This window comes from Caulobacter sp. Root343, from assembly GCF_001425745.1.
Classification (GTDB): Bacteria; Pseudomonadota; Alphaproteobacteria; order Caulobacterales; family Caulobacteraceae; genus Caulobacter.
Window position 1 is genome coordinate 1,014,500 of sequence record NZ_LMDF01000006.1, and the last position, 19,084, is coordinate 1,033,583.

General features: G+C 69.1%; 16 protein-coding genes. 11 read left to right on the forward strand and 5 right to left on the reverse strand.

The annotated features are described in order from the left end of the window. The first annotated feature begins 138 nt into the window (after positions 1–138). Positions 139–1,791: a bifunctional lysylphosphatidylglycerol flippase/synthetase MprF gene (locus tag ASC70_RS12140; RefSeq protein WP_056050338.1), complete on the forward strand. Its 1,653-nt coding sequence runs from the start codon at positions 139–141 to the stop codon at positions 1,789–1,791. 7 nt (positions 1,792–1,798) lie between these two features. On the opposite strand, the gene ASC70_RS12145 is transcribed toward ASC70_RS12140, so the two are convergent. Further along, on the reverse strand, positions 1,799–2,014 hold the full coding sequence (locus ASC70_RS12145) for a hypothetical protein (protein ID WP_047404331.1): 216 nt from the start codon (positions 2,012–2,014) through the stop codon (positions 1,799–1,801). 209 nt (positions 2,015–2,223) lie between these two features. On the opposite strand from ASC70_RS12145, the gene ASC70_RS12150 reads away from it, so the two are divergent. From ASC70_RS12150 to ASC70_RS12170, 5 genes are all read left to right on the forward strand, one after another. Further along, positions 2,224–5,154 carry an SEL1-like repeat protein gene (locus ASC70_RS12150; protein ID WP_056050340.1) on the forward strand — a complete coding sequence of 977 codons (2,931 nt, stop codon included), beginning with the start codon at positions 2,224–2,226 and terminating at the stop codon, positions 5,152–5,154. 190 nt (positions 5,155–5,344) lie between these two features. Further along, on the forward strand, positions 5,345–6,268 hold the full coding sequence (locus ASC70_RS12155; RefSeq protein WP_056050342.1) for a sulfite exporter TauE/SafE family protein: 924 nt from the start codon (positions 5,345–5,347) through the stop codon (positions 6,266–6,268). Continuing rightward, positions 6,265–7,041: a TIGR02186 family protein gene (locus ASC70_RS12160; protein ID WP_056050345.1), complete on the forward strand. Its 777-nt coding sequence runs from the start codon at positions 6,265–6,267 to the stop codon at positions 7,039–7,041. The genes ASC70_RS12155 and ASC70_RS12160 overlap by 4 nt, the downstream gene beginning before the upstream one ends. A gap of 3 nt (positions 7,042–7,044) precedes the next feature. Next, positions 7,045–7,506 carry a DUF3429 domain-containing protein gene (locus ASC70_RS12165; RefSeq protein ID WP_047404342.1) on the forward strand — a complete coding sequence of 154 codons (462 nt, stop codon included), beginning with the start codon at positions 7,045–7,047 and terminating at the stop codon, positions 7,504–7,506. 72 nt (positions 7,507–7,578) lie between these two features. After that, positions 7,579–7,920, forward strand: a complete 342-nt coding sequence (locus ASC70_RS12170) for a VOC family protein (RefSeq protein WP_056050347.1) — start codon at positions 7,579–7,581, stop codon at positions 7,918–7,920. On the opposite strand, the gene pdeM is transcribed toward ASC70_RS12170, so the two are convergent. Both pdeM and ASC70_RS12180 read right to left on the reverse strand, forming a co-directional pair. Further along, positions 7,917–8,624: a ligase-associated DNA damage response endonuclease PdeM gene (gene pdeM / locus ASC70_RS12175; protein ID WP_056050349.1), complete on the reverse strand. Its 708-nt coding sequence runs from the start codon at positions 8,622–8,624 to the stop codon at positions 7,917–7,919. The two genes, ASC70_RS12170 and pdeM, sit on opposite strands and share 4 nt — an antisense overlap. Next, positions 8,621–11,176: a ligase-associated DNA damage response DEXH box helicase gene (locus ASC70_RS12180; RefSeq protein ID WP_056050350.1), complete on the reverse strand. Its 2,556-nt coding sequence runs from the start codon at positions 11,174–11,176 to the stop codon at positions 8,621–8,623. The genes pdeM and ASC70_RS12180 overlap by 4 nt, the downstream gene beginning before the upstream one ends. A 162-nt stretch (positions 11,177–11,338) precedes the next feature. On the opposite strand from ASC70_RS12180, the gene ASC70_RS12185 reads away from it, so the two are divergent. The 4 genes from ASC70_RS12185 (at position 11,339) to ASC70_RS12200 (ending at position 16,041) form a co-directional block, all read left to right on the forward strand. Then, entirely contained in the window at positions 11,339–12,316 is a 978-nt protein-coding gene (locus ASC70_RS12185) for a tetratricopeptide repeat protein (protein ID WP_056050352.1), read from the forward strand. Positions 12,317–12,374: 58 nt separating this feature from the next. Continuing rightward, entirely contained in the window at positions 12,375–15,200 is a 2,826-nt protein-coding gene (locus tag ASC70_RS12190; protein WP_056050356.1) for an ATP-dependent DNA helicase, read from the forward strand. A 57-nt stretch (positions 15,201–15,257) separates the two neighbouring features. Next, a complete protein-coding gene (locus ASC70_RS12195; protein ID WP_047404354.1) occupies positions 15,258–15,698 on the forward strand; it encodes a hypothetical protein in 441 nt (146 codons plus the stop codon). A 79-nt stretch (positions 15,699–15,777) separates the two neighbouring features. Further along, a complete protein-coding gene (locus ASC70_RS12200) occupies positions 15,778–16,041 on the forward strand; it encodes a DNA-binding transcriptional regulator (protein ID WP_235519354.1) in 264 nt (87 codons plus the stop codon). A gap of 19 nt (positions 16,042–16,060) precedes the next feature. Here the strand turns inward: ASC70_RS12200 and ASC70_RS12205 are convergent, their stop codons facing one another. Beyond that, positions 16,061–17,689, reverse strand: a complete 1,629-nt coding sequence (locus ASC70_RS12205) for a pectate lyase (RefSeq protein WP_056050617.1) — start codon at positions 17,687–17,689, stop codon at positions 16,061–16,063. Positions 17,690–18,238: 549 nt separating this feature from the next. Here ASC70_RS12205 and ASC70_RS12210 point away from each other — a divergent pair. Further along, positions 18,239–18,421, forward strand: a complete 183-nt coding sequence (locus ASC70_RS12210) for a hypothetical protein (RefSeq protein WP_056050358.1) — start codon at positions 18,239–18,241, stop codon at positions 18,419–18,421. Here the strand turns inward: ASC70_RS12210 and ASC70_RS12215 are convergent. Continuing rightward, positions 18,418–19,083, reverse strand: a complete 666-nt coding sequence (locus ASC70_RS12215; RefSeq protein ID WP_056050359.1) for an aspartate/glutamate racemase family protein — start codon at positions 19,081–19,083, stop codon at positions 18,418–18,420. The two genes, ASC70_RS12210 and ASC70_RS12215, sit on opposite strands and share 4 nt — an antisense overlap. Position 19,084: the final 1 nt, after the last annotated feature.

Below are 19,084 nucleotides of genomic sequence, written 5' to 3' on the forward strand. Positions count from 1 at the left end.
CACAGTACGCCAGGCGGCGGCGTCGGCAAGTCGATTCAAACGGACGTTCGCTTCTTGGCCCGCGACCACTTGGGGGTTTGCGCGGTATAGGGGGACCGCTGCTGGATCCCGCGAGGGATTCGTCCTTTCGGGATCTGGATGTCCTCGACAGTTTTCAGGCCCGCGGCCCTGGCCATCGCCCCGACCTTGGCGGCGATCCTGGCCGCTTCGGCCGGAGTGATGCTGCTGGCCTCGGGCGCGACTCCCTCCGAGCCGACCCGCTTCCTGCTGTTGCTGGCCTTCGCGCCGGACCTGCTGATCGAGATCAGCCACTTCTTCTCGTCAATCCTGGGCCTGGTTCTGCTGCTGCTGGCCTTTGGTCTGCGCGCGCGGCTGGGCGCGGCCTGGTGGGCGGCGCTGATCGTGCTGGCCGCCTCGGCCGTGCTGGCGATCTTCAAGGGCCTGAACTGGGAGGAGACGGCGATGCTGTCGGTCTGCTTCCTGGGCATCGTTCCGTTCCACGAGGCGTTCCCGCGCAAGGCGGCCCTGACCAAGATGGAGATCACGCCCGGCTGGCTGCTGTCGGCGGGAGCGGCGGTGGCCGGAGCGGGCCTGCTGGGCTGGTGGTCGTTCAACCACACCGAATTCGCCGACAAGTCCTGGATCCGGGTGCTGCAGGACCATGACGAGGCCGCCCGCGCCATCCGCTCGTCGGTGGCCGCGGCCATCGTCCTGCTGGCCGTCGGCGTCTGGCGCCTGGTCGCCACCGCGGCGACCCCGCCCGTGGTCGACGACACCGATCCGGACTTCGACCGCGTCCGGGCCATCCTGGCCAAGGCCGAGGACGCCGAGCCCAGCGCCAACCTGGCCCTGCTGGGCGACAAGCGCTTCCTGTTCTCGGCCTCGGGCGAGAGCTTTCTGATGTTCGGCGTGCGCGGTCGCTCGTGGATCGCGCTCGGGCCGCCGGTCGGTCGGCACGACGAGCGGATGGAGCTGTTCTGGCGCTTCCGCGAGCTGGCTGACGCCCACGCGGCCCGCGCGGCCTTCTACGGCCTGGGTCCCGAGGATCTGCCCGATACGGTCGACCTGGGTCTGGCCATCCAGAAGACCGGCGAGAGCGCCGCCGTGCCGCTGGAGGCCTTCAGCCTGGTCGGCCGCCGTCGCGAGGTCCTGCGTCGCAACTGGCGCAAGGCCGGGGAGGGCGGGGCGGCTTTCGAGGTCCTGCCCGTCGGGGCGGCCGTGGCGATCATGAACGAGTTGAAGGCGATCTCCGACTCCTGGCTGGGCCACCACGCCGGCGGCGAGAAGAGCTTCTCGATGGGCGGCTTCGACCCGCGCTATGTGGCGGAGTTCCCGGTCGCGGTGGTGCGGGGCGACGAAGGCAAGATCGTCGCCTTCGCCACGCTGTGGACCACGTCCTCGAAGACGGCGTTCTCGATGGACCTGATGCGCTATTCCGACGAGGCCCCCAAGAACGTCATGGACTACCTGTTCGTCGAACTCCTGCAGTGGGGCAAGGACGAGGGTTATCAGGCGTTCGAGTTCGGCGTCGCGCCGCTGGCCGGCCTGCAGGACCGTCCCCTGGCTCCCATCATGTCGCGGGTGGGCCGGCTGCTCTACGAGCGCGGCGAGGAAATCTACAATTTCCAGGGCGTGAGGCGGTACAAGGACAAGTACGACCCCGTTTGGCAGCCGCGCTACATTGCCGCGCCCCAGAAGTGGGCCATCCCTTTTCTGCTCGCCGACATCGGTCTGCTGTCCTCCGGCGGGGTCTCGGGGCTCGCGAAACGGCCGAAGAAGGCCTCCAGCTAGCCGCGACCTAGTAGCGCGGCTGACCGCCGGTCTCGACACCCAGGAGGTTGATCAGGTGCACGATCATCAGCATCAGTCCGACCACGCAGACCATCATCAGCGGGCGCCACGGAACCATGCGCGGGCCCTTTAAGACATTGATCGGGCGCGCGCCGAACCAGCCGCAGACGACGGCGAGGATTAGAAACGTGACCGTCAGGGCGATGGTGAAGGCAAGGTCCATGCCGGCTTCTAGGCCTGCGACAATCCGCCTGGCAAATGGTTAACCCGCGTTAACCCTCTTGCTTTTGAAGCGCGCTACAGAATCTTGGGACTCCGTTCCGATTCCTCCACAGTGAATCGTACAGGCGCTACATCTAGCGTTTTGGTCGCGTTTACACCCCAGGAATCGGTGACTAGCGTTTTCCTCAGATGCGAGGAGATCGATTCGCAATGACTGCGGCGTCGCCATGGAGCGTAAAGGGGATCGACCCCAAGGCACGGGAGGTCGCCAAGGACCTCGCGCGTCGCTCCGGCATGACTCTGGGCGAATGGCTCAATCGAATGATCATCGAAGGCGATGGTCTGGGTTCGGACCAGCAAACTGGCTCCGAGGGCGCGCCGAACCGCGCCTATCTCGAGATCGTCAAGGACGATGCTCCCCCGCGTATAGAAATCGCCGAACATCCGGCGGACGAGGTTGGCCGCGTGGCCGTGGCCCTGGACCGCCTGACCCAACGCATCGAGGCCGCCGAGGGCCGCAGCGCCGCCGCCATTTCGGGCATCGACCACTCGGTCCGCGACGCGCTCACGCGATTGGGACAATCGGAGCGTGAACAGATCGCCGTCGCCGCTCGTTTCGAAGGCGCTGTGGACGAGCTTAAGACTGAGCAGGCCCGCGCCATCGAGCGTGTGCGCCGCATCGAGACCGAAGCGGCTGGGCCGCGTTCGGCGGAAGCTCTGCGCGCCCTGGAAGGCGCCTTGGGCAAGGTCGCCAGCCACCTCTATGACGGCGAGGCCCGCACCCGCGAGGCGATCGCCGCGCTGGAAGCCCGCATCAACGAACAATCGGCGACCCCGGCGGCCGCCCCGCAGGATCCCGCCGCCCTGGTCGACGCCGTCGTGGCGCGGCTAGGCGAACGCCTCGAAGCCGCCGAGACCCGCACCAGCGAGGCCCTGCGCGAGCTCGGCTCGTCGTTCTCGGCCCTGGACCAGCGCCTGGGCGCCGTCGAAGGCGCCAATCCCGCCGCCGGCGTGCAGGAACGCCTGGACAGCCTGGCCGCCGACCTGGCCCAGCGCATGGAAGCCGCGCGCGTCGAGATGGCCGCCAAACTGCGCGAAAGCGCCGATGGCCGCTTCGACCGCATGGAGCGCAAGCTCGGCGAAATGGCCGCCCACGTTCAGGCCGCCGAGCAACGCTCGGCCCAGGCCATCGAGCGCATGGGCCGCGAGGTCGTCGGCGTCGCCGACGCCTTCAATCGTCGAGTCCACGCCGCCGAGAGCCGCAACGCCGCCGCCATCGAGCAGGTCGGGGGAGAGGTCGCCCGCATCGCCGCCACCGTCGAGCACAAGCTGAACCGCGCCGACAGCGTCCAGGCTCAGGCTCTGGAAAAACTGGGCGGCGAGATCGCCCGCATCACCGAGAAGCTGGCCGAACGCATCGGCAGCGCCGAGCGCCGCAACGCCCTGGCCATCGATGATGTCGGCGAGCAGGTGGCTCGCGTCACCGAACGCCTGAACCAGCGCCACGAACGCTCCAGCCAGGAGCTGGTCGACCGCATCCGCCAAAGTGAGGAGCGCACGCTCCGCATGCTGGAGGAAGCGCGCGAGAAGATCGACACCCGCCTGCACGACGCCCAGCGCAAGCTGGAGACGCCGCCGGCGGCTGCTCCGGCTCCCGCGCCGGTCCGCGCCGCGCCGCCGCCCGTTTCGCCGTTCGAAGACAGCTATTTCGGCCAATCCGCATCGTTCAGCGGTCACGACGCGCACGACGAGGACGATGTCTTCGACGCGCCGCCGCCGGCGCCGTCGCGCGCCCCGGCCTTCGAGGTCGCCGAGTTCCCGGCCGAAGAGCCGGAAGAGCCTGGCTTCGCCCATGACGACTACGCGATCGCCGACGGCTTCGAGCCGGAAGCGCCGCGCTACGAGGTCGAGCCCGAGGTTTCCGACTTCGCCCCGGCCGAACCGCCGCGCCCGCTGTCGACCCGCGACATCATCGAACAGGCCCGCGCCGCCGCGCGCGCCGCCGCCGCCGCCGACGCCAAGGGCGTTGGCAAGGCCAAGCCGGAAAAGAAGGCCAAGGGCGAGAAGTCCGGTTCGCTGTTCAGCGGCTTCGGCGGTTTCTCCGCCAAGAAGCAAAAGCGCCGTCTAGGCGCGACCGTGGCCACCGCCATCACCGTGTTCGGCGCCGCCGGTGCCCTGGGCGCGGGCGTGGGCGGCCTGCTGCTGCTCAACACCGATGGTTCGGGCGCCGCGCCCAGCCGCGTGGCCGCCGCCATCGCCGGTCGCAAGGCCGACGTCGAGGTCTCCCGTCCCGAAGCCGACACCACCCCGGGCTTGCCGCGCGCCGCCGTCGCCCTGACGGCCGGCCAGGCGACGCCAGTCGATGCCGTGACCCCGGCCCAGCCCGCCGACAACGCCAAGGCGCTGTTCGAGGACGGCGTCCGCAAGATCGAGACCGGCGACCGCTCGGGCCTCGACGCTTTGAAACAAGCCGCCAACGGGGGCTATCCCGCCGCTCAATTCTATCTCTCGAAGATGTACGAGAGCGGCAAGGGCGTGAAGCAGGACATGCCCGAGGCCCGCCGCTGGAGTGAGCGCGCGGCCAATGGCGGCGACGCCCGCGCCATGCACAACCTGGCGCTCTACTATTTCAAGGGCGAGGGCGGTCCGCGCAACGTGACCACCGCCGCCACCTGGTTCCGCAAGGCCGCCGACCTCGGCCTGGTCGACAGTCAGTTCAACCTGGCCCAGCTCTATGAAGGCGGCTTCGGCGTCAGCCAGAACCCGGCCGAGGCCTACAAGTGGTACGTGATCGCCGGCCGGGCCGGTGACGCCACCGCGCGCGGTCGCGCCCAGGCCCTGCGCGCCCAACTGACCGCCGAGGCCCAGCAGACCGCCGACCGCTCGGCCCTGGCCTTCCGTCCGCAGACCCAGGTCCAGACGGCCAGCCTGTCGACCTCGGCCGCCCCGGCCGTCAACGCCAATCTGGGCCTGGCCCAAAAGGTGCTGTCGCAACTGGGCTATTACCAAGGTCCGCGCGACGGCGTCGCTTCGCCGGCCCTGCGGATGGCCATCGCCGCCTACCAACGCGACCAGGGCCTGCCGGCCTCGGGCGCCATGGACGGCGAGACTCTGAACAAGCTTTCGGTCTACGCGCGGTAAACTTTCTCCTCCCCTTCGGGGGGAGGTGGCCCAGAGGGCCGGGAGGGGGTAGCACGGCGCTGGCCGAGAAACCCCCTCAGTCGCTCCGCGACAGCTCCCCCGCGACGCGGTGGAGCATCTACCGCGTTGACCCCCGGGGTCTCACCCGGCAATCAGGGATATCCCTGACGCCGCGAAGGCCGCGCGAGCTTTGCACTTCTACCTTCCCATCGCCGAGGTGTCGGTGAACGCGCTGGTGCTGGTCGCGCTGGGCGGGCTCGTGGGCTTTATTTCGGGGCTGTTCGGCATCGGCGGAGGCTTCCTGATGACGCCGGTGCTGGTGTTCATGGGCATCCCGCCGGTCGTGGCCGTGGCCAGCGAGGCCAATCACGTCGCCGCGTCGTCGGTCTCCAGCGTCATCGCCTATAGCAAGAAGCGCGTGGTCGACTTCCGCATGGGCGCGGTCCTGGCCAGCGGCGGGGCGATCGGCTCGTTCGCCGGCGTCGAGGTGTTCCGCTGGCTGCGCCTGATCGGCCAGGCCGATTTCGCCGTCTCGGTCTCGTACCTGGTGTTCCTGGGCGTGATCGGCGGGTTGATGCTGACGGAATCGGTCGGAGCGATCCTGCGCCGTCGCAGCGGTCAGCCGCCCAAGCCCCGCCGCGACCGCCGGCCGCTGCTGCTGTACGCCCTGCCGCTCAAGGTGCGGTTTCCGCGTTCACGCCTCTATATCAGCGTCATTCCCCCGATCCTGCTGGGCGTTTTCGTCGGGATCCTGTCGGCGGTGATGGGCGTAGGCGGCGGCTTCATCCTGGTGCCGGCCATGATCTATCTGCTGCGGATGCCCGCGCCGGTGGTGGTGGGCACCAGCCTGTTCCAGATCGTCATCACCACCTCGCTGACCAGCGTGCTGCAGGCCGGCCGCAACCAGACGGTCGACATCGTGCTGGCGACCCTGCTGCTGATCGGCGGCGTGATCGGGGCCCAGCTGGGCGCGCGCGCCTCGGGCCGCTTCCGCGCCGAGGAGCTGCGGGCGCTGCTGGCCCTGCTGGTGCTGCTCGTCGGTCTGCGCATGGGCGCGGGCCTGTTCCTGAAACCCGAGGAAGCGTTCGTGCTGATGACGGGGACGGTGCGATGACCCCGCCCGAGCAAATCCCCGTGGTCCAGGCCCCGCCCGCGCCGGCGATCTCGGCCGCCCTGACCGACACCGAGATCCGGGTCAGCTCCGGCTTCCGAGGCGCGCGGATCGTGCTGTACGGCGCGGTCTTCGATCCCAAGGACCGGCCCAGTGACATCGTCGTCATCGTACGAGGCCCCGAGACCCCGATCCGCATCGCCCGCAAGACCCAGGTCGCGGGCCTGTGGCTGAACAGCCGGCCGGTGGTGTTCCGGGGCGCGCCAGGCTTCTACCGCGTGGCCTCGACTCGGCCGCTGACCGACATCGCCGGCTTCGCCCCGCTGCGCCACCTGGGCGCGGGCCTGGAGCACCTGGCCATCGCCGCGCCGCTGGAGCAACGGGTCGAGACGACCTATGGCGTGCGCGATGTCGTGGTCAGCCGCCTGGGCGCCGATTACCTCGACTGGCGGCGCGCCGTGCTGCGCCTGAAGGAGAGGGCGGGTCTCTACGCGTCCGATCCGCGCGGCGTCCGCTTCGTCGACAAAGGCCTGTTCCGCGCCCAGCTGGACCTGCCCGCCGAGGCCCCGATCGGCCATTACACCGCTCGCATCGTGCTGTTCCAGGATGGTAAGCCGGTGTCGATCCGCGACCGCGCCTTGGTGGTCGAGAAGGCGGGCGCCGAGCGGGCGCTCTACCTGTTCGCGAAAGATCGTCCGTGGACCTATGGGCTCGTGTCGGTAATAGTCGCGCTCGGGGCAGGGTGGGCGGCTTCGGTCGCCTTCCGAAGGAGTTGAGTCATGAACGAGTCCGCGGCGGGGCGGACGCCGGTGCCACCGGCGGTATGGGTCTTTGGTCTATCGACCCTCATTCCCTTTTTCATCGCATCGGGGCTGTTCTGCTACGGCCCGGTCGCCATCCAGAAGTCGTCGCTGCTGGGCCTGCTGGCCTATTCGGCCGCGATGGTCTCGTATTTCGGCGGCGTGCGCACCGGGTTGGAGATCGAGCATCCCAGCCCGCGCTGGTCGGTGCTGGGCATATCGCTGCTATTCCCGCTGGCTGGATTCGGCCTGCTGCTGGGCGAGCTGAAGTTCGAACCGGCCTGGCAGCTGTCGGGCTTCCTGCTGGTCTTCCTGCTGCAGTGGGTCTGGGACGTGACCGACCACGACGGCCCGACCTGGCGTCCGCGCATGCGCACCCTGATGACGGCCGGCGCGGCCATCTCCCTGGCGTTCTCGCTGGAACAAGCGCTGCACATGTGACCGGCCCGTCGGGCTTGTTAAAATAAATGCGACCCGCTCTGTGAGGTCCAGGCACCCCTTATCGGAGCGGACATGGACCTCATTCTCAAGCGCATCACCCTCTTTTCCGCCGACGTGACTCGGTTGGCGGCCTTCTATCGCGACGTGATCGGCTTGCCGGTCGTGGGAACGGAGGAGGGCTGGGTCGAGCTGAACGCGGGAGGCTGCAACATCGCCATCCACGCCGGCGCGTCCAAGGTCGGCAACCGGCCACCGAAGATCGTCTTCCAGGCGGCCGATGTCGGGACGGCGCGGGTCAATCTGATCCTGCGCGGCTTCAAGGGTCTTGGTCCGGTCAAGTCCACGCCGGTCTTCGACATGTGCGACGGCCGCGATCCCGACGGCAACGCCATCCAGATCTCCAGCCGACCCTAGTCCGGCCGCAGCGACTTCCGACCCACCGCGTGCACCCGCTTGGGGCCTAAGGCGCCCGCTAGCAGCGGCCCGGCGAACAGGTTCGAGAACGCCTCGTCCAGGACGTTCAACCCGCCCGTGAAGGCGCCGAATGCCGGCAGCACCAGCCGCTGGCCATCGGTGACGAAGCAGCGGCGGCGGATGGTGGCGCGGCCGCTGGTGACCTTGGCGGCCGGGTGCAGGTGACCCGCGACCTCGCCGAACTGGACGCCGGGCAGGGGCTCGTGGCGCAGGGTCAGGCCGGCGATCACGGCCTCGTCGATGATCTCGCCGGGCAGAACCTTCGGGCCGTCGGCGTCGTGGTTGCCGACCGCCCAGACTAGCTCGCGGCCCAGGGCTAGGCCCTCCAGCCGCCTCGCGTCGTCATGCGCCAGCCGCGCCTCGCCGTCGCCGTCGTGGAAGCTGTCGCCCAGGAAGATCAGGCGATCGGGCGTGAGCAGGGCGATTTCGCGGTCCAGCCGGTCCAGGGTCTCGCGGGTGTCGTAGGGCGGCAGCATCTGGCCGAAGCGCGCGGCGTAGCTGCTACCCTTCTCGAAGTGCAGGTCGGCGACCACCAGGGTGCGCTCGGCCTCCAGCCACATCGCGCCGGACCAGCGCAGCATGACCTCGACGTTGGACAGGGCGATCCGCAGACCGCCGCAGGATGAAGGGGAGAAACGCGTCACGACATGGCCTCGGCGATCAGGTCTTCCTCGGCCTCGGCCAGGATCATCTCGCCGGCGGCGTCGCCCGGCGCGCGCTCGCGGCCGATCTCCAGCATGATCGGCACGGCGAGCGGCGAGACGCGGTCCAGCGGCATGTGGCGAATGTTCCCGTGCACGCGGGTCAGCATGTCGCCCAGCCGGGCGATGTCGAGCATGCCGGTGGCCGCGTCGTGGCGGGCGCAGCGCAGCATCAGGTGGTCGGGTTGGTGTTTGCGCAGCACGTCGTAGATCAGGTCGGTCGAGAAGGTCACCTGCCGCCCGGACTTCTCGGCGCCGGGGTGGCGACGCTCGATCAGGCCGGCGATCAGGGCGCAATGCTTGAAGGCCCGCTTCATCATGAAGCTCTCGTCGAGCCAAGCCTCCAAGTCATCGCCGAGCATGTCCTGGGCGAACAGTTCGTCCAGATCCAGGCCGTCCATCGGCCGCAGCGACCACAGGTTCAGGGCGTAGTCGTTGCAGACGAACCCCAGCGGCCCGACACCAAGCCGGTCAAGCCGCCGAGTCAGCAGCATGGCCAGGGTGGTGTGGGCCAGGCGGCCCTCGAACGGATAGCAGACCATGTGGAAGCGCTTTCCGTTCGGAAAGGTCTCCAGCAGCATTTCGCCATCGCCCGGAATGGCCGAGCGGATCTTCTGCCAGGCCAGCCATTCCTGGACGTCCGGGGGCAGGGCGGTCCATTCACGCTCGTCGTGCATCATCTGGCGCACGCGGCTGGCCAGATAGGTCGACAGCGGGAACTTCGAGCCGCCCCAACTGGGCATCTTGGGATCGTCGTTCGGCGCGGGGGACACGAAGGCGTCAGCGCCGACCATGCTGTTGTAGCGCCAGACCTGGCCGGCGAAGATGAAGGTGTCGCCCGGCGTCAGCTGCTCGAAATAGCCTTCCTCGGCCTCGCCGATCTTGCGACCGCCCATGGGGCGACGGCCGCCGCCGATACGGATGTTGATCATGCCTGGCGAGACGATGGCTCCGACGTTCATCCGGTGCTGCAGGCGCGCCTGGGCGTTGCGGGCGGTCCACAGGCCTTCGGGCGTCTGCACGATGCGGCGGAACTTGTCGTAGGTGCGCAGCGCGTAGCCGCCGGTCGAGACGAAGTCGACGACGGTCTCGAAGTCCTCCCACGAGAGCTCGGCATAGGGACCGGCCGAACGGACCTCCTCAAAGAGGGCCATCAGGTCGAACGGCTCGGAGCAGGCGCAGCCCATCACGTGCTGGGCCAGGGTGTCCAGCGTGCCGATGCGCGGCGGGTCGCCGTCGAGGTGGTTCTCCAGGATGGCGTCGGCGGCGGCCCGGCACTCCAGCATCTCGAAGCGGCTGGCCGGCACGAACAGGGCGCGGCTGGGCTCGTCCAGCCGGTGGTTGGCGCGGCCGATCCGCTGGACCATCCGCGAGGCCCCCTTGGGCGCGGCCAGCTGGATGACCAGGTCGACGTCGCCCCAGTCGATGCCCATGTCTAGGGTCGAGGTGCAGACCACGGCTCGCAGCGCGCCCTTGGCCATGGCCGCCTCGACCTTGCGGCGCTGCTCGGCCGACAGGCTGCCGTGGTGCAGGGCGATCGGCAGGCCCTCGTCGTTCAGCTCCCACAGGCGCTGGAACGCGAACTCGGCCTGGAAGCGGGTGTTGACGAAGATCAGCGCGGTCTGGGACGACTTGATGATCTCGTAGACCTCGGCCATGGCGTGCTCGGCCGTATGGCCGGCCCACGGCACGCGGCCGCCGGAGACGAGGACTTCCACCACGGGCTGGGCGCCGCCGGAGCCGAGGACGAGGTCGATGTTATGCGAAGTCGGGCCCCTCCCCCCTGCGGGGAGGGGTTGGGGTGGGGGAGTTAGCTCTGATAGGGCCGCACTGACACCCCCACCCCCTACCCCCTCCCCGCAAGGGGGAGGGGAGTTCACCCCCAGCCATTTCCGCACCAGGTCGGGGTCATCCACCGTCGCCGACAGACCCACCCGCCGCAGCGTTGGCGCGAACCGCTGCAGTCTCGCCAGGCCCAGCGCCAGCAGGTCGCCCCGCTTGCTCGGCCAGATCGCGTGGGCCTCGTCGATGATCACGCAGCGCAGGTCGGCGAAATACTCGCGCGCGCCTTCCCAGGCGCAGAACAGGGCCAACTGCTCGGGGGTCGTCAGCAGGATGTCCGGCGGGCGGATGCGCTGGCGGGCCTTGCGGGCTTCGCCGGTGTCGCCGGTTCGGCTCTCGGCCACGATCGGCAGGCCCATCTCGCGGATGGGGGTCAGCAGGTTGCGCTCGACGTCGACGGCCAGGGCCTTCAGCGGCGAGATGTAGAGGGTGTGGACGCCCGCCGGCGTGTTGCGCGGCGGCCGCTCGGTCAGTTCGATCAGGCTGGGCAGGAAGCCGGCCAGGGTCTTGCCACCGCCGGTCGGGGCGATCAGCAGCGCGCCGCGCCCTTGGCGGGCCTTCTCCAGCATGGCCAGCTGATGTTCGCGCGGGCTCCAGCCGCGGGCGGCGAACCAGTTTCGGAACTTGGGGGGGAGGGCGTCAGCCGCGAGCATTGTTCGCGATATAGCATGTTCCCCTTCTGTTTCACCTGTCTTTTGCGCGCTGGTCCCTTTCGCTAGCGCCTGCGGGGCGAGTTCGGTTGCGCGTGGTCAGGCTTGAGGTTGTCTGCCTTGACGCCCCGCCCGTCGAGCCGACGATCGAGGGGCGGTGGGGACATGATGAGAAGCAGGGTGCTGCCTGTGCTGGTGGGCTTGGCGCTGTCGATGGGCGGCGCGGCTGGCGCGTGGGAGGACACCGGCGCCGGTGAGGCGCGGGCGGCCTTTGAGGTCGCGCTCAGCCAGGCCAGGCGCGGCGACGCCACCCGCTATGTCGACCTCGCCATGCTGTACCTGGAGGGCGACGGCGTCGGCCGCGACGTGCCCCAGGCGCTGTTCTGGCTGCGCAAGGGGGTGGCCGGCGGCGACACCGACGCCATGGTCGAGCTGGGCAACGTCTACTTCGACGGTACGGACGGCGTGAAGGCCGACCACCGCGCGGCGTTGAAGCTCTATGCCAGGGCGGCCCAGCTGGGCGATCCGAATGGCATGTACAATGTCGGCGTGACCCACGAAGGCGGCGGGGGGATCCGCGAGACCCCGAGCTTGGCGCTGGCCTGGTATCTGAAGGCCGCCGCCGCGGGTTCGGCCCGGGGCGCCTATAGCGCGGGCGAAGCCTATCTCGACGGCTACGGGACCAAGGTTGATACGGCCAAGGGCGTCCTGATGCTGGGCCGGGCGATCGAGATGGGTTCGGCCGAGGCCATGAACGCCATGGGCCGCCTGCGCTCGGAAGGCCGCGCCGTGCGGGGCGATGACGCCGAGGCGCTGCGCCTGTACGCCGCCGCCGCCAGCAACGACCTGCCCGCCGGCATGTCGAACCTGGGCGTCGTGCACCACAATGGCGAGGGCGTGCCGGTCAACTATGTCGAGGCGATGCGCTGGTTCCAGATGGCGGCCGACCGGGGCTATCTCGAGGCTTGGTACGACCTTGGCGTCATGTGCGAGCGTGGCCAGGGCATCAAGGCCGACGACGATCTCGCCTTGCTGATGTATCGCCGGGCCGCCGAGAGCGAGGACGCCGACCTGCGCCAGAAGGCCCAGAAGGCGATCAACCGGCTGGAAGGCTTCGACGACGACGAAAGCCCGATCGGCTGATCTTGGAAAGCTGGTTGTTCCCATTCTGTTTCGCTGCGGTTTTTGCTAACAGACTCGCGTGACCGCTTTCCCGCCGACTCTGGACCTAGCTCCCGCCCTGGTCGTCCTGCCCGGGCCGCGCGCCGGCATGGCCGACGGCGGCGGCGAAGGCCGGATGCTGCGGGCGCCCGACGCCCGCGACCTGTTCGAACACGGCCCGGTGCTGGTGGCCCACGCGGCCATGACCGCCCGGCGGCTGAACCTGTCGCCGCCCTCACGCGGCCCGCGCCTGTTCGACGTGCTGGAACTGCACGCCTTTGTCCGTCCGGCCGCCTTCTGCGCGCCGTCGGCGGTGGGCCTGGCCATGGCGTTGGGCCTGGCCGAGCCGCACGGGGCGGCGGAGCAGGCTCAGAGCTTGCGCGAGAGCGCCGACGCCCTGCTGCGCGAACTCGCCCTGACGCCGGTCCCGTCGCGCGAGGAGGCCTTGGCCGTCGCCGAAACCTTGGCCAAGGCCGGCTGGTCGTGGGGGCCGGCCGTGATCGGCGCTCTACGCTCGGTCCAGGCCGGCAACCAGTTCCGGGGCTCGGGGCTCGACGTCTGGGCCCGACTGCCGGAGTGGGAGGACCAGGCGCCGCCCGGCGAGGCCGGCTCGCGACCGATCGATCCGGAACGGGTCGGCGAGCGCCTGGCCGAGCTGCTGCAGCGCTCGGGCCTGGAAGAGGTGCGCGAGGCGCAGATGACCTTCGCCAAGGAGGCCGCCTACGCCTTCCAGCCGCGCGAGCGGGAGGGCGAGCCGCGCATGATGCTGGCCGAGGCGGGAACCGGCGTCGGCAAGACCCTGGGATACCTCGCGCCAGCCTCGCTGTGGGCCGAGGCCAATGGGCCCGCGGTCTGGGTCAGCACCTATACCCGCGCCCTGCAGCGCCAGATCGAACGCGAGAGCCGTTCGATCTATCCGGACCTCAAGGAGCGGGCCCGCAAGGCGGTCGTGCGCAAGGGCCGCGAAAACTATCTGTGCCTGCTGAACTTCCAGGAGCAGATCAACGGCGCCCAGCTGGGCAATGGCGACCTGATCGGCCTGGCCCTGACCGCTCGCTGGGCCCGGGCCACGCGTGACGGCGACATGACCGGCGGCGATTTCCCGGCCTGGTTGCCGACCTTGTCCGCCGTGCCGCCTTCGGCCCAGGCCAGTCCTTCGAACTTGGTCGACCGGCGGGGCGAGTGCATCCACGCCGGCTGCCAGCATTATCGCATCTGCTACATCGAGAAGGCGGTGCGGGCGTCCAAGCGCGCCGACATCGTCATCGCCAACCACGCCCTCGTCCTGACCCAGGCCGCCTTCGACGGCGCGCGGACGGCGCGGGGGTTAAAGGGCGACAACGAGACCACCAGCCTCAAGCGCATCGTCTTCGACGAAGGCCACCACCTTTTCGAGGCGGCCGACAGCGCCTTCTCGGCGGCTCTGTCAGGCGCGGAGGCCGCCGAATTGCGCCGCTGGATCCGGGGACCCGAAGGCCGTGGCCGGCGGGGGCGCGGCCTGGAGGCGCGCCTGCTCGACATCCTGGGCGACCGCGAAGGCGCGCGGGGGGCCATGACCCAGGCCATCCACGCTGCCGCCGCCCTGCCAGGCGAGGGCTGGTCGGGCCGTGTCGCGCCGCCCGACGGCCAGATCAATCCGATCGGTCCGATCGAGAACTTCCTGGTCGCGGTCATCGAGCAACTGCGGGCTCGCACCAGCGATCGCGGCGGGGCGGACCTGGGCCTGCAATGCGACGCCCGGCCGGCCACCGACCTGGTTCGCGAACGCGCGCCCGAGGCCGCCAAGGCCCTGGCCGCCATCGAGGCGCCGCTGCTGGCCCTGGCCCGCGCTCTCGAGGATACTCTGGACGAGGAGGCCGAGCACCTGGCCCCGTCCGAACGCGCCCGGATCGAAGGCGCGCTGCGCGGCCTGGACCGCCGCGCCCGCATGACCTTGCCGGCCTGGCGCTCGATCCTGAAGGCCGTCGAGGATGACGACGTCGATCCGACCGCCACCGATCCGGACTTCGTCGACTGGTTCGAGGCGACCTTCCTCTATGGCCGGGTCGTCGACGCCGCTTGCCGTCGCCACTGGGTGGATCCGACCGAGCCGTTGCGCGCGGCGGTGCTGTCGCCGGCCCACGGAGTGCTGGTGACCAGCGCCACTCTGGTCGATCCCGCCCTGGAGGACCCCTTCGCCCTGGCCGAGATGCGTACGGGCGCCGCGCGCCTGCCGACCGCGCCCAAGGTGCTGCGGCTGGTGTCGCCGTTCGACTACGCGAACCACGCCAAGGCCTATGTCGTCACCGACGTGAACAAGGAAGACCCTCGCCAGGTGTCAGCCGCCATGCGCGAGCTGTTCCTGGCCGCCGGCGGCGGGGGGCTAGGCCTGTTCACCGCCATCCGCCGGCTGAAGGCGGTGCACGAGCGGATCGCCGCGCCGCTGGCCGACCAGGGCCTGGCGCTCTACGCCCAGCATGTCGATCCGCTGGAGGTCGGCGCGCTGGTCGACATCTTCCGAGCCGAGGAAGACGCCTGCCTGCTGGGCACCGACGCCATCCGTGACGGCGTGGACGTGCCGGGCCGCAGCTTGCGCCTGCTGGTCTTCGACCGCGTGCCGTGGCCGCGGCCGGACGTGCTGCACAAGGCCCGGCGCCTGCGCTTCGGCGGCAAGGGCTATGACGACGCCGTGGCCCGCGCCCGTATCAGCCAGGCCTTCGGTCGCCTGATCCGCCGCGCGGACGACCAGGGCGTCTTTGTCATGCTGGACGCGGCCGCCCCGACGCGGCTGTTCTCCAGTCTGCCCGAAGGCGTGACCATCGAGCGGGTGGGGCTTGTCGACGCCATCGAGGCCACCGCCGCATTTTTGTCGAAGACGCGGACTTAACAACGCTTCCGTTCGTCTGGAGAAGCCTTGTTGGTTCGTCTCGCCAAATCCGTTCCTATGGCGCCAATCCTCGCTGCGACCTTGCTGGTCGCCGGCGCCGCCAACGCCCGGGAGTTTGTCCGTGACGACTGCCGGGCGTTTGTCATGCCGAGCGAGGGCATGACCTATGACACGCCCCTCCATGCTCGCTGGTACAGGCGCTTCTGGACCGGAACCTGCGACCACCTGCCGTTCTGTTTCGCGGGATCGCCGAACTGGAACGACATCGTCGGCAAGCTGCTGATCAAGGGCGGCGCCAAGGAGCAGCCGGCCCTGCTGCCCAAGGCGTGCCGGCTGGGCCAGCTGATCGGCCTGGAATGGTCGCGCGACAAGAAGATCCGCCACATCACGACCAACGACCTTCGGACCTTCAACCGCATGCTGGAGGCGTCGGGTGATCCGTTGCGGGGTGTCGAGGAGGTCGAGGCCAAGGCGCGGGCGATGACGACGCAACGCTGACTCAAAGCCGTCGAATTTCTGCAATCGAGGCGCTCTAGAAGACCCTCCAGGGGAGGCCCCAGTGCCCAGGAGCGTACCGATGATGACCCGACCCGCCGACCCCGCGATCGATGAGGCCGCCACGCCCGCTCGCTCGCGATCCGCTCGCGCCCTGGTCCAGGCGGTCCGCTGGCGCACCGGCCTTTCCCAGGCCGAGTTCGCCGACGCTTTCCGCATCGACCTGACGCTGCTGGAGGACCTGGAGCACGGCGACGCCCGACCGGACGCCGCCCTGACCGCCTATCTGCGGGTCATCGATCATGCGCCCGAAGTGGTGCGCGCGGCGCTGGGGCGGGCGTCCTAGAAGGCGGTCGCCGGATCTCCTACGCCGTCACGTACTTGATCAACGCCGACATGTTCTCGACGAAGGCGCCGGTCGAGATGCCGATCTTGGGCGTGTCGGTGATGTAGGGCGAGGTGTCGGTCGCATCGCCGACCCGGGTCTGGCTGAAGTCTCCCGGCGCGGGCGTGGGCGAACCGTCACCGATATAGGGGTTGCTGGTCGCCTTCAGCTCGGTCGGCCACCAGCCTTCGGCGTTCAGGGCCGCGATCAGGCCGGCGGCCTTGTCGGGCGCGGCCTGGCCGGCGTCGGCCTTCAGCACGCCGACGTTCAGGTCCGAGACCGAGATGTCGCCGGTGGTGAAGTACTTGGGCAGCGCCTTGCGGCCGCCCTTCAGCGGCGAGTCCTTGCTGGCGACCTCGGGCGGCGTGGCCTTCAGCTTGGCCAGGCGCTTGCGCAGGCCTTCGACGTTCACCGCGCGGAACGACGAGTAGTGGATGACCGTCTTCTCGGGGTTCTGGTCGTTGTAGTACGCGCCGTTGACGACGTTGCTGCCGCGGCGGTGGATATAGAGCGGCTTGCCCGTGCCGATCTCGATGAAGGTCGGGTAGGGGCGGCCCTTCTGGATCTCGGGCGTCACCTTGATGCTGTCCAGCCAGTCGAGGGCCTCGCCCAGGCGCGCCAGGTACTTCAGGTCGCCGGTCAGCTCGTAGAAGTCCATGCAGGCGGCGATGTTGGCGCCGGTGGTGTGCGAGGCGAAGGCTTCCGGTTCGTAGGTGCGGGCGCCGGCCGGCTTCAGGGTGTCGACATGGTGCTGCAGGCCCCAGGCCGGTTGCGGCTGGGGCTGCTGACAAACCACGAAACAGTCCATGGCCTTCCTGATCGCGGGCAGGGCGCGCGGATCGCCCAGGGCCTGCCAGACCATGATCAGGAACTTGACGTTCTCACCGGCCACGTCGTCGTTGAAGGTGATGAAGCCGGTGTAGTCCTCGTGACCGTGGTGGTGGAACTCGTTCTTCAGCGGGAAGCGCTGCGGCCAGCCACCGACCGGATACTGGCTGTCGAGGACGAACTGCAGGGCCTTATCCAGGGCCGGCTTGAAGCGCTTGTCCTTCTTCTCGACGTATAGGCGCAGCAGGAACTGCGAGCTCTCGGCCGTGCCGGCGTCGTCGAAGGTGGCGTTGCCGTAGTAGTGCTGGAATTCCTCGAGCCGCCAGCCGTTCTTGCCGATGGTGTCGTACCACTTGCGGATCGAGGCCTCGCCGGCCAGGTCGCCCAGATAGTTCCAGCCGCCGGCCGGGTGCTGGATGGCGATCAAGGCCTCGGCGGCCTTGCAGGCGGCGTCGTAATAATAGTCGTCGCCGGTGGCGTGATAGGCGTCCAGGAACAGGTGGCCCATGGTGCCGGTGCCGGGCGGCTGCACCCAGATCATGGTCGGATAGGCTTCCATCTCACCCCAGCGGCGCGAGAAGTCGGGCAGGTAGCTCCAGACATAGCCACCCTTATAGGCCGCCTTTTCCACCATGAAGCGGGCGGCTTTCTTCATCGTGTCCAGCGCCTGCGCCTTGCTGGGGGCGGCTAGGGCCTGCAGCGGGGTCAAGGCGCCGGCAGCGGCGAAAGCGGCGGCCGAGGTGGCCATCAGACGGCGGCGGGAGATCGGGCTGAGCGGCATGGAGGACTCCGGGCGACGCGAGGCCGTCATCGAGCCGGAAGGGGCGTATCTTGGTTCCTCCCGAGCTTGTGAGAGCCCCGTCGTCTTGCAGTGACGATTTCGTCCAGCTTGCTACCGGTGTCATCGTTTTGGCCATCCATTTTTGCGACCGGTCCCATTCCCGGGCCGACCGCCTGCGGCCGCTCGTCGCGGGTCGTGCGGTCTCTCGGCGTGAGTTCCTTGATCGCAAACGTTTTCTAGCTTGGCCTTGTCCCCGAAATGGGGCCTGCGACAGGCGGACGCGTTGCTTGTCGATCTCCGTTCGGCGAAAGGAGGTTCATAAGTTTTGAGGCGACGCCGCCGCGCTCGAGTTTCAGCGCCGCCGACGCCGTCCTGTTGGGGAACAGGACGACACCCCCGGGCCATCAGGTCTGGGGGTGTTTTCATTTGTCGCTATACTCAGACTTTAACAATCCGTGACAATCGGGCGCACGCTATTCCTCGAACAACGTGCGTGTGCGTCCAGCGGTCACATGGCGGGCCCGTTCATCTCCTGTAAACGTTTGCGCCATGGGCAGCCGCAACGACCATATTTATGAAGCGGAGCATCTCGAGCGCCAGGCCGAGATCGCTGACAACGCGCATGCGCGCGCGGCGCTATTGCGCATGGCCCAGGCGTCACGGAGCGCGGCGGCCCTGATGGGCATGTTCGACGCCTGCCACGACGAAGCGCGGCCGACGCTGAGCCGTTAGGCTAGGCAGACGGCTACGCAACGCCGGGCCAGCTCTTCCGTCGCGTCCAGGAACGGAACCGACAGGTCCATCGCGTCCAGCACTAGCGGCACTTCCGTACAGCCCGCCACCACGCTCTGCGCGCCCTTGCCGACCAGGCGATGGGCCAGGGCGGCCATGACCTCGCGCGAGGCCTCGCCGACCTCGCCCTGCTTGATGCGATAGAGCAGGGCCATGAACTCGACCTGCTCATGGTCGTCCAGCGTCACCACCTCCAGCCTCATGGACGAGAAGCGGTCGCGATAGAGGCCCAGAGCCAGGCTGGTGCCCAGCACGCCGACGACCGTCGCGCCCTTGGCCCGGGCGGCCAGGCCCGCCGTCTCCAGCATGTCGACCAGGGGCAGGCCGCTAGCCCGAACGTCCTCCGCATAGGCATGGGCGGTGTTGCAGGCGATGGCCAGAACCTGCGCCCCGCCGTCGCGCAGGCCGGCCGCCATGGCCGCCAGCACGGGGCCGGGATCCGAGTCGTCGAGGTTCCGGTCGGGAACCTTGGGATTGATGTCGACCAGCACCCGCAGGTGGTCCTGCTCGCGCTTGACCGGCGTCGCCGCCTGCAGCTTGGCCAGGAAGTCGAGAGTGGCGGCAGGGCCCATGCCGCCGAGGACGCCGAGAACCTTGCTCATC

Coding starts and splice junctions, on each gene's coding strand:
- ASC70_RS12140 (WP_056050338.1), top strand. CDS start 139: ATGTCCTCGACAGTTTTCAGGCCCGCGGCCCTGGCCATCGCCCCGACC.
- ASC70_RS12145 (WP_047404331.1), bottom strand. CDS start 2,014: ATGGACCTTGCCTTCACCATCGCCCTGACGGTCACGTTTCTAATCCTC.
- ASC70_RS12150 (WP_056050340.1), top strand. CDS start 2,224: ATGACTGCGGCGTCGCCATGGAGCGTAAAGGGGATCGACCCCAAGGCA.
- ASC70_RS12160 (WP_056050345.1), top strand. CDS start 6,265: ATGACCCCGCCCGAGCAAATCCCCGTGGTCCAGGCCCCGCCCGCGCCG.
- ASC70_RS12165 (WP_047404342.1), top strand. CDS start 7,045: ATGAACGAGTCCGCGGCGGGGCGGACGCCGGTGCCACCGGCGGTATGG.
- ASC70_RS12170 (WP_056050347.1), top strand. CDS start 7,579: ATGGACCTCATTCTCAAGCGCATCACCCTCTTTTCCGCCGACGTGACT.
- ASC70_RS12180 (WP_056050350.1), bottom strand. CDS start 11,176: ATGCTCGCGGCTGACGCCCTCCCCCCCAAGTTCCGAAACTGGTTCGCC.
- ASC70_RS12185 (WP_056050352.1), top strand. CDS start 11,339: ATGATGAGAAGCAGGGTGCTGCCTGTGCTGGTGGGCTTGGCGCTGTCG.
- ASC70_RS12195 (WP_047404354.1), top strand. CDS start 15,258: ATGGCGCCAATCCTCGCTGCGACCTTGCTGGTCGCCGGCGCCGCCAAC.
- ASC70_RS12200 (WP_235519354.1), top strand. CDS start 15,778: ATGATGACCCGACCCGCCGACCCCGCGATCGATGAGGCCGCCACGCCC.
- ASC70_RS12205 (WP_056050617.1), bottom strand. CDS start 17,689: ATGCCGCTCAGCCCGATCTCCCGCCGCCGTCTGATGGCCACCTCGGCC.
- ASC70_RS12210 (WP_056050358.1), top strand. CDS start 18,239: ATGGGCAGCCGCAACGACCATATTTATGAAGCGGAGCATCTCGAGCGC.
- ASC70_RS12215 (WP_056050359.1), bottom strand. CDS start 19,083: ATGAGCAAGGTTCTCGGCGTCCTCGGCGGCATGGGCCCTGCCGCCACT.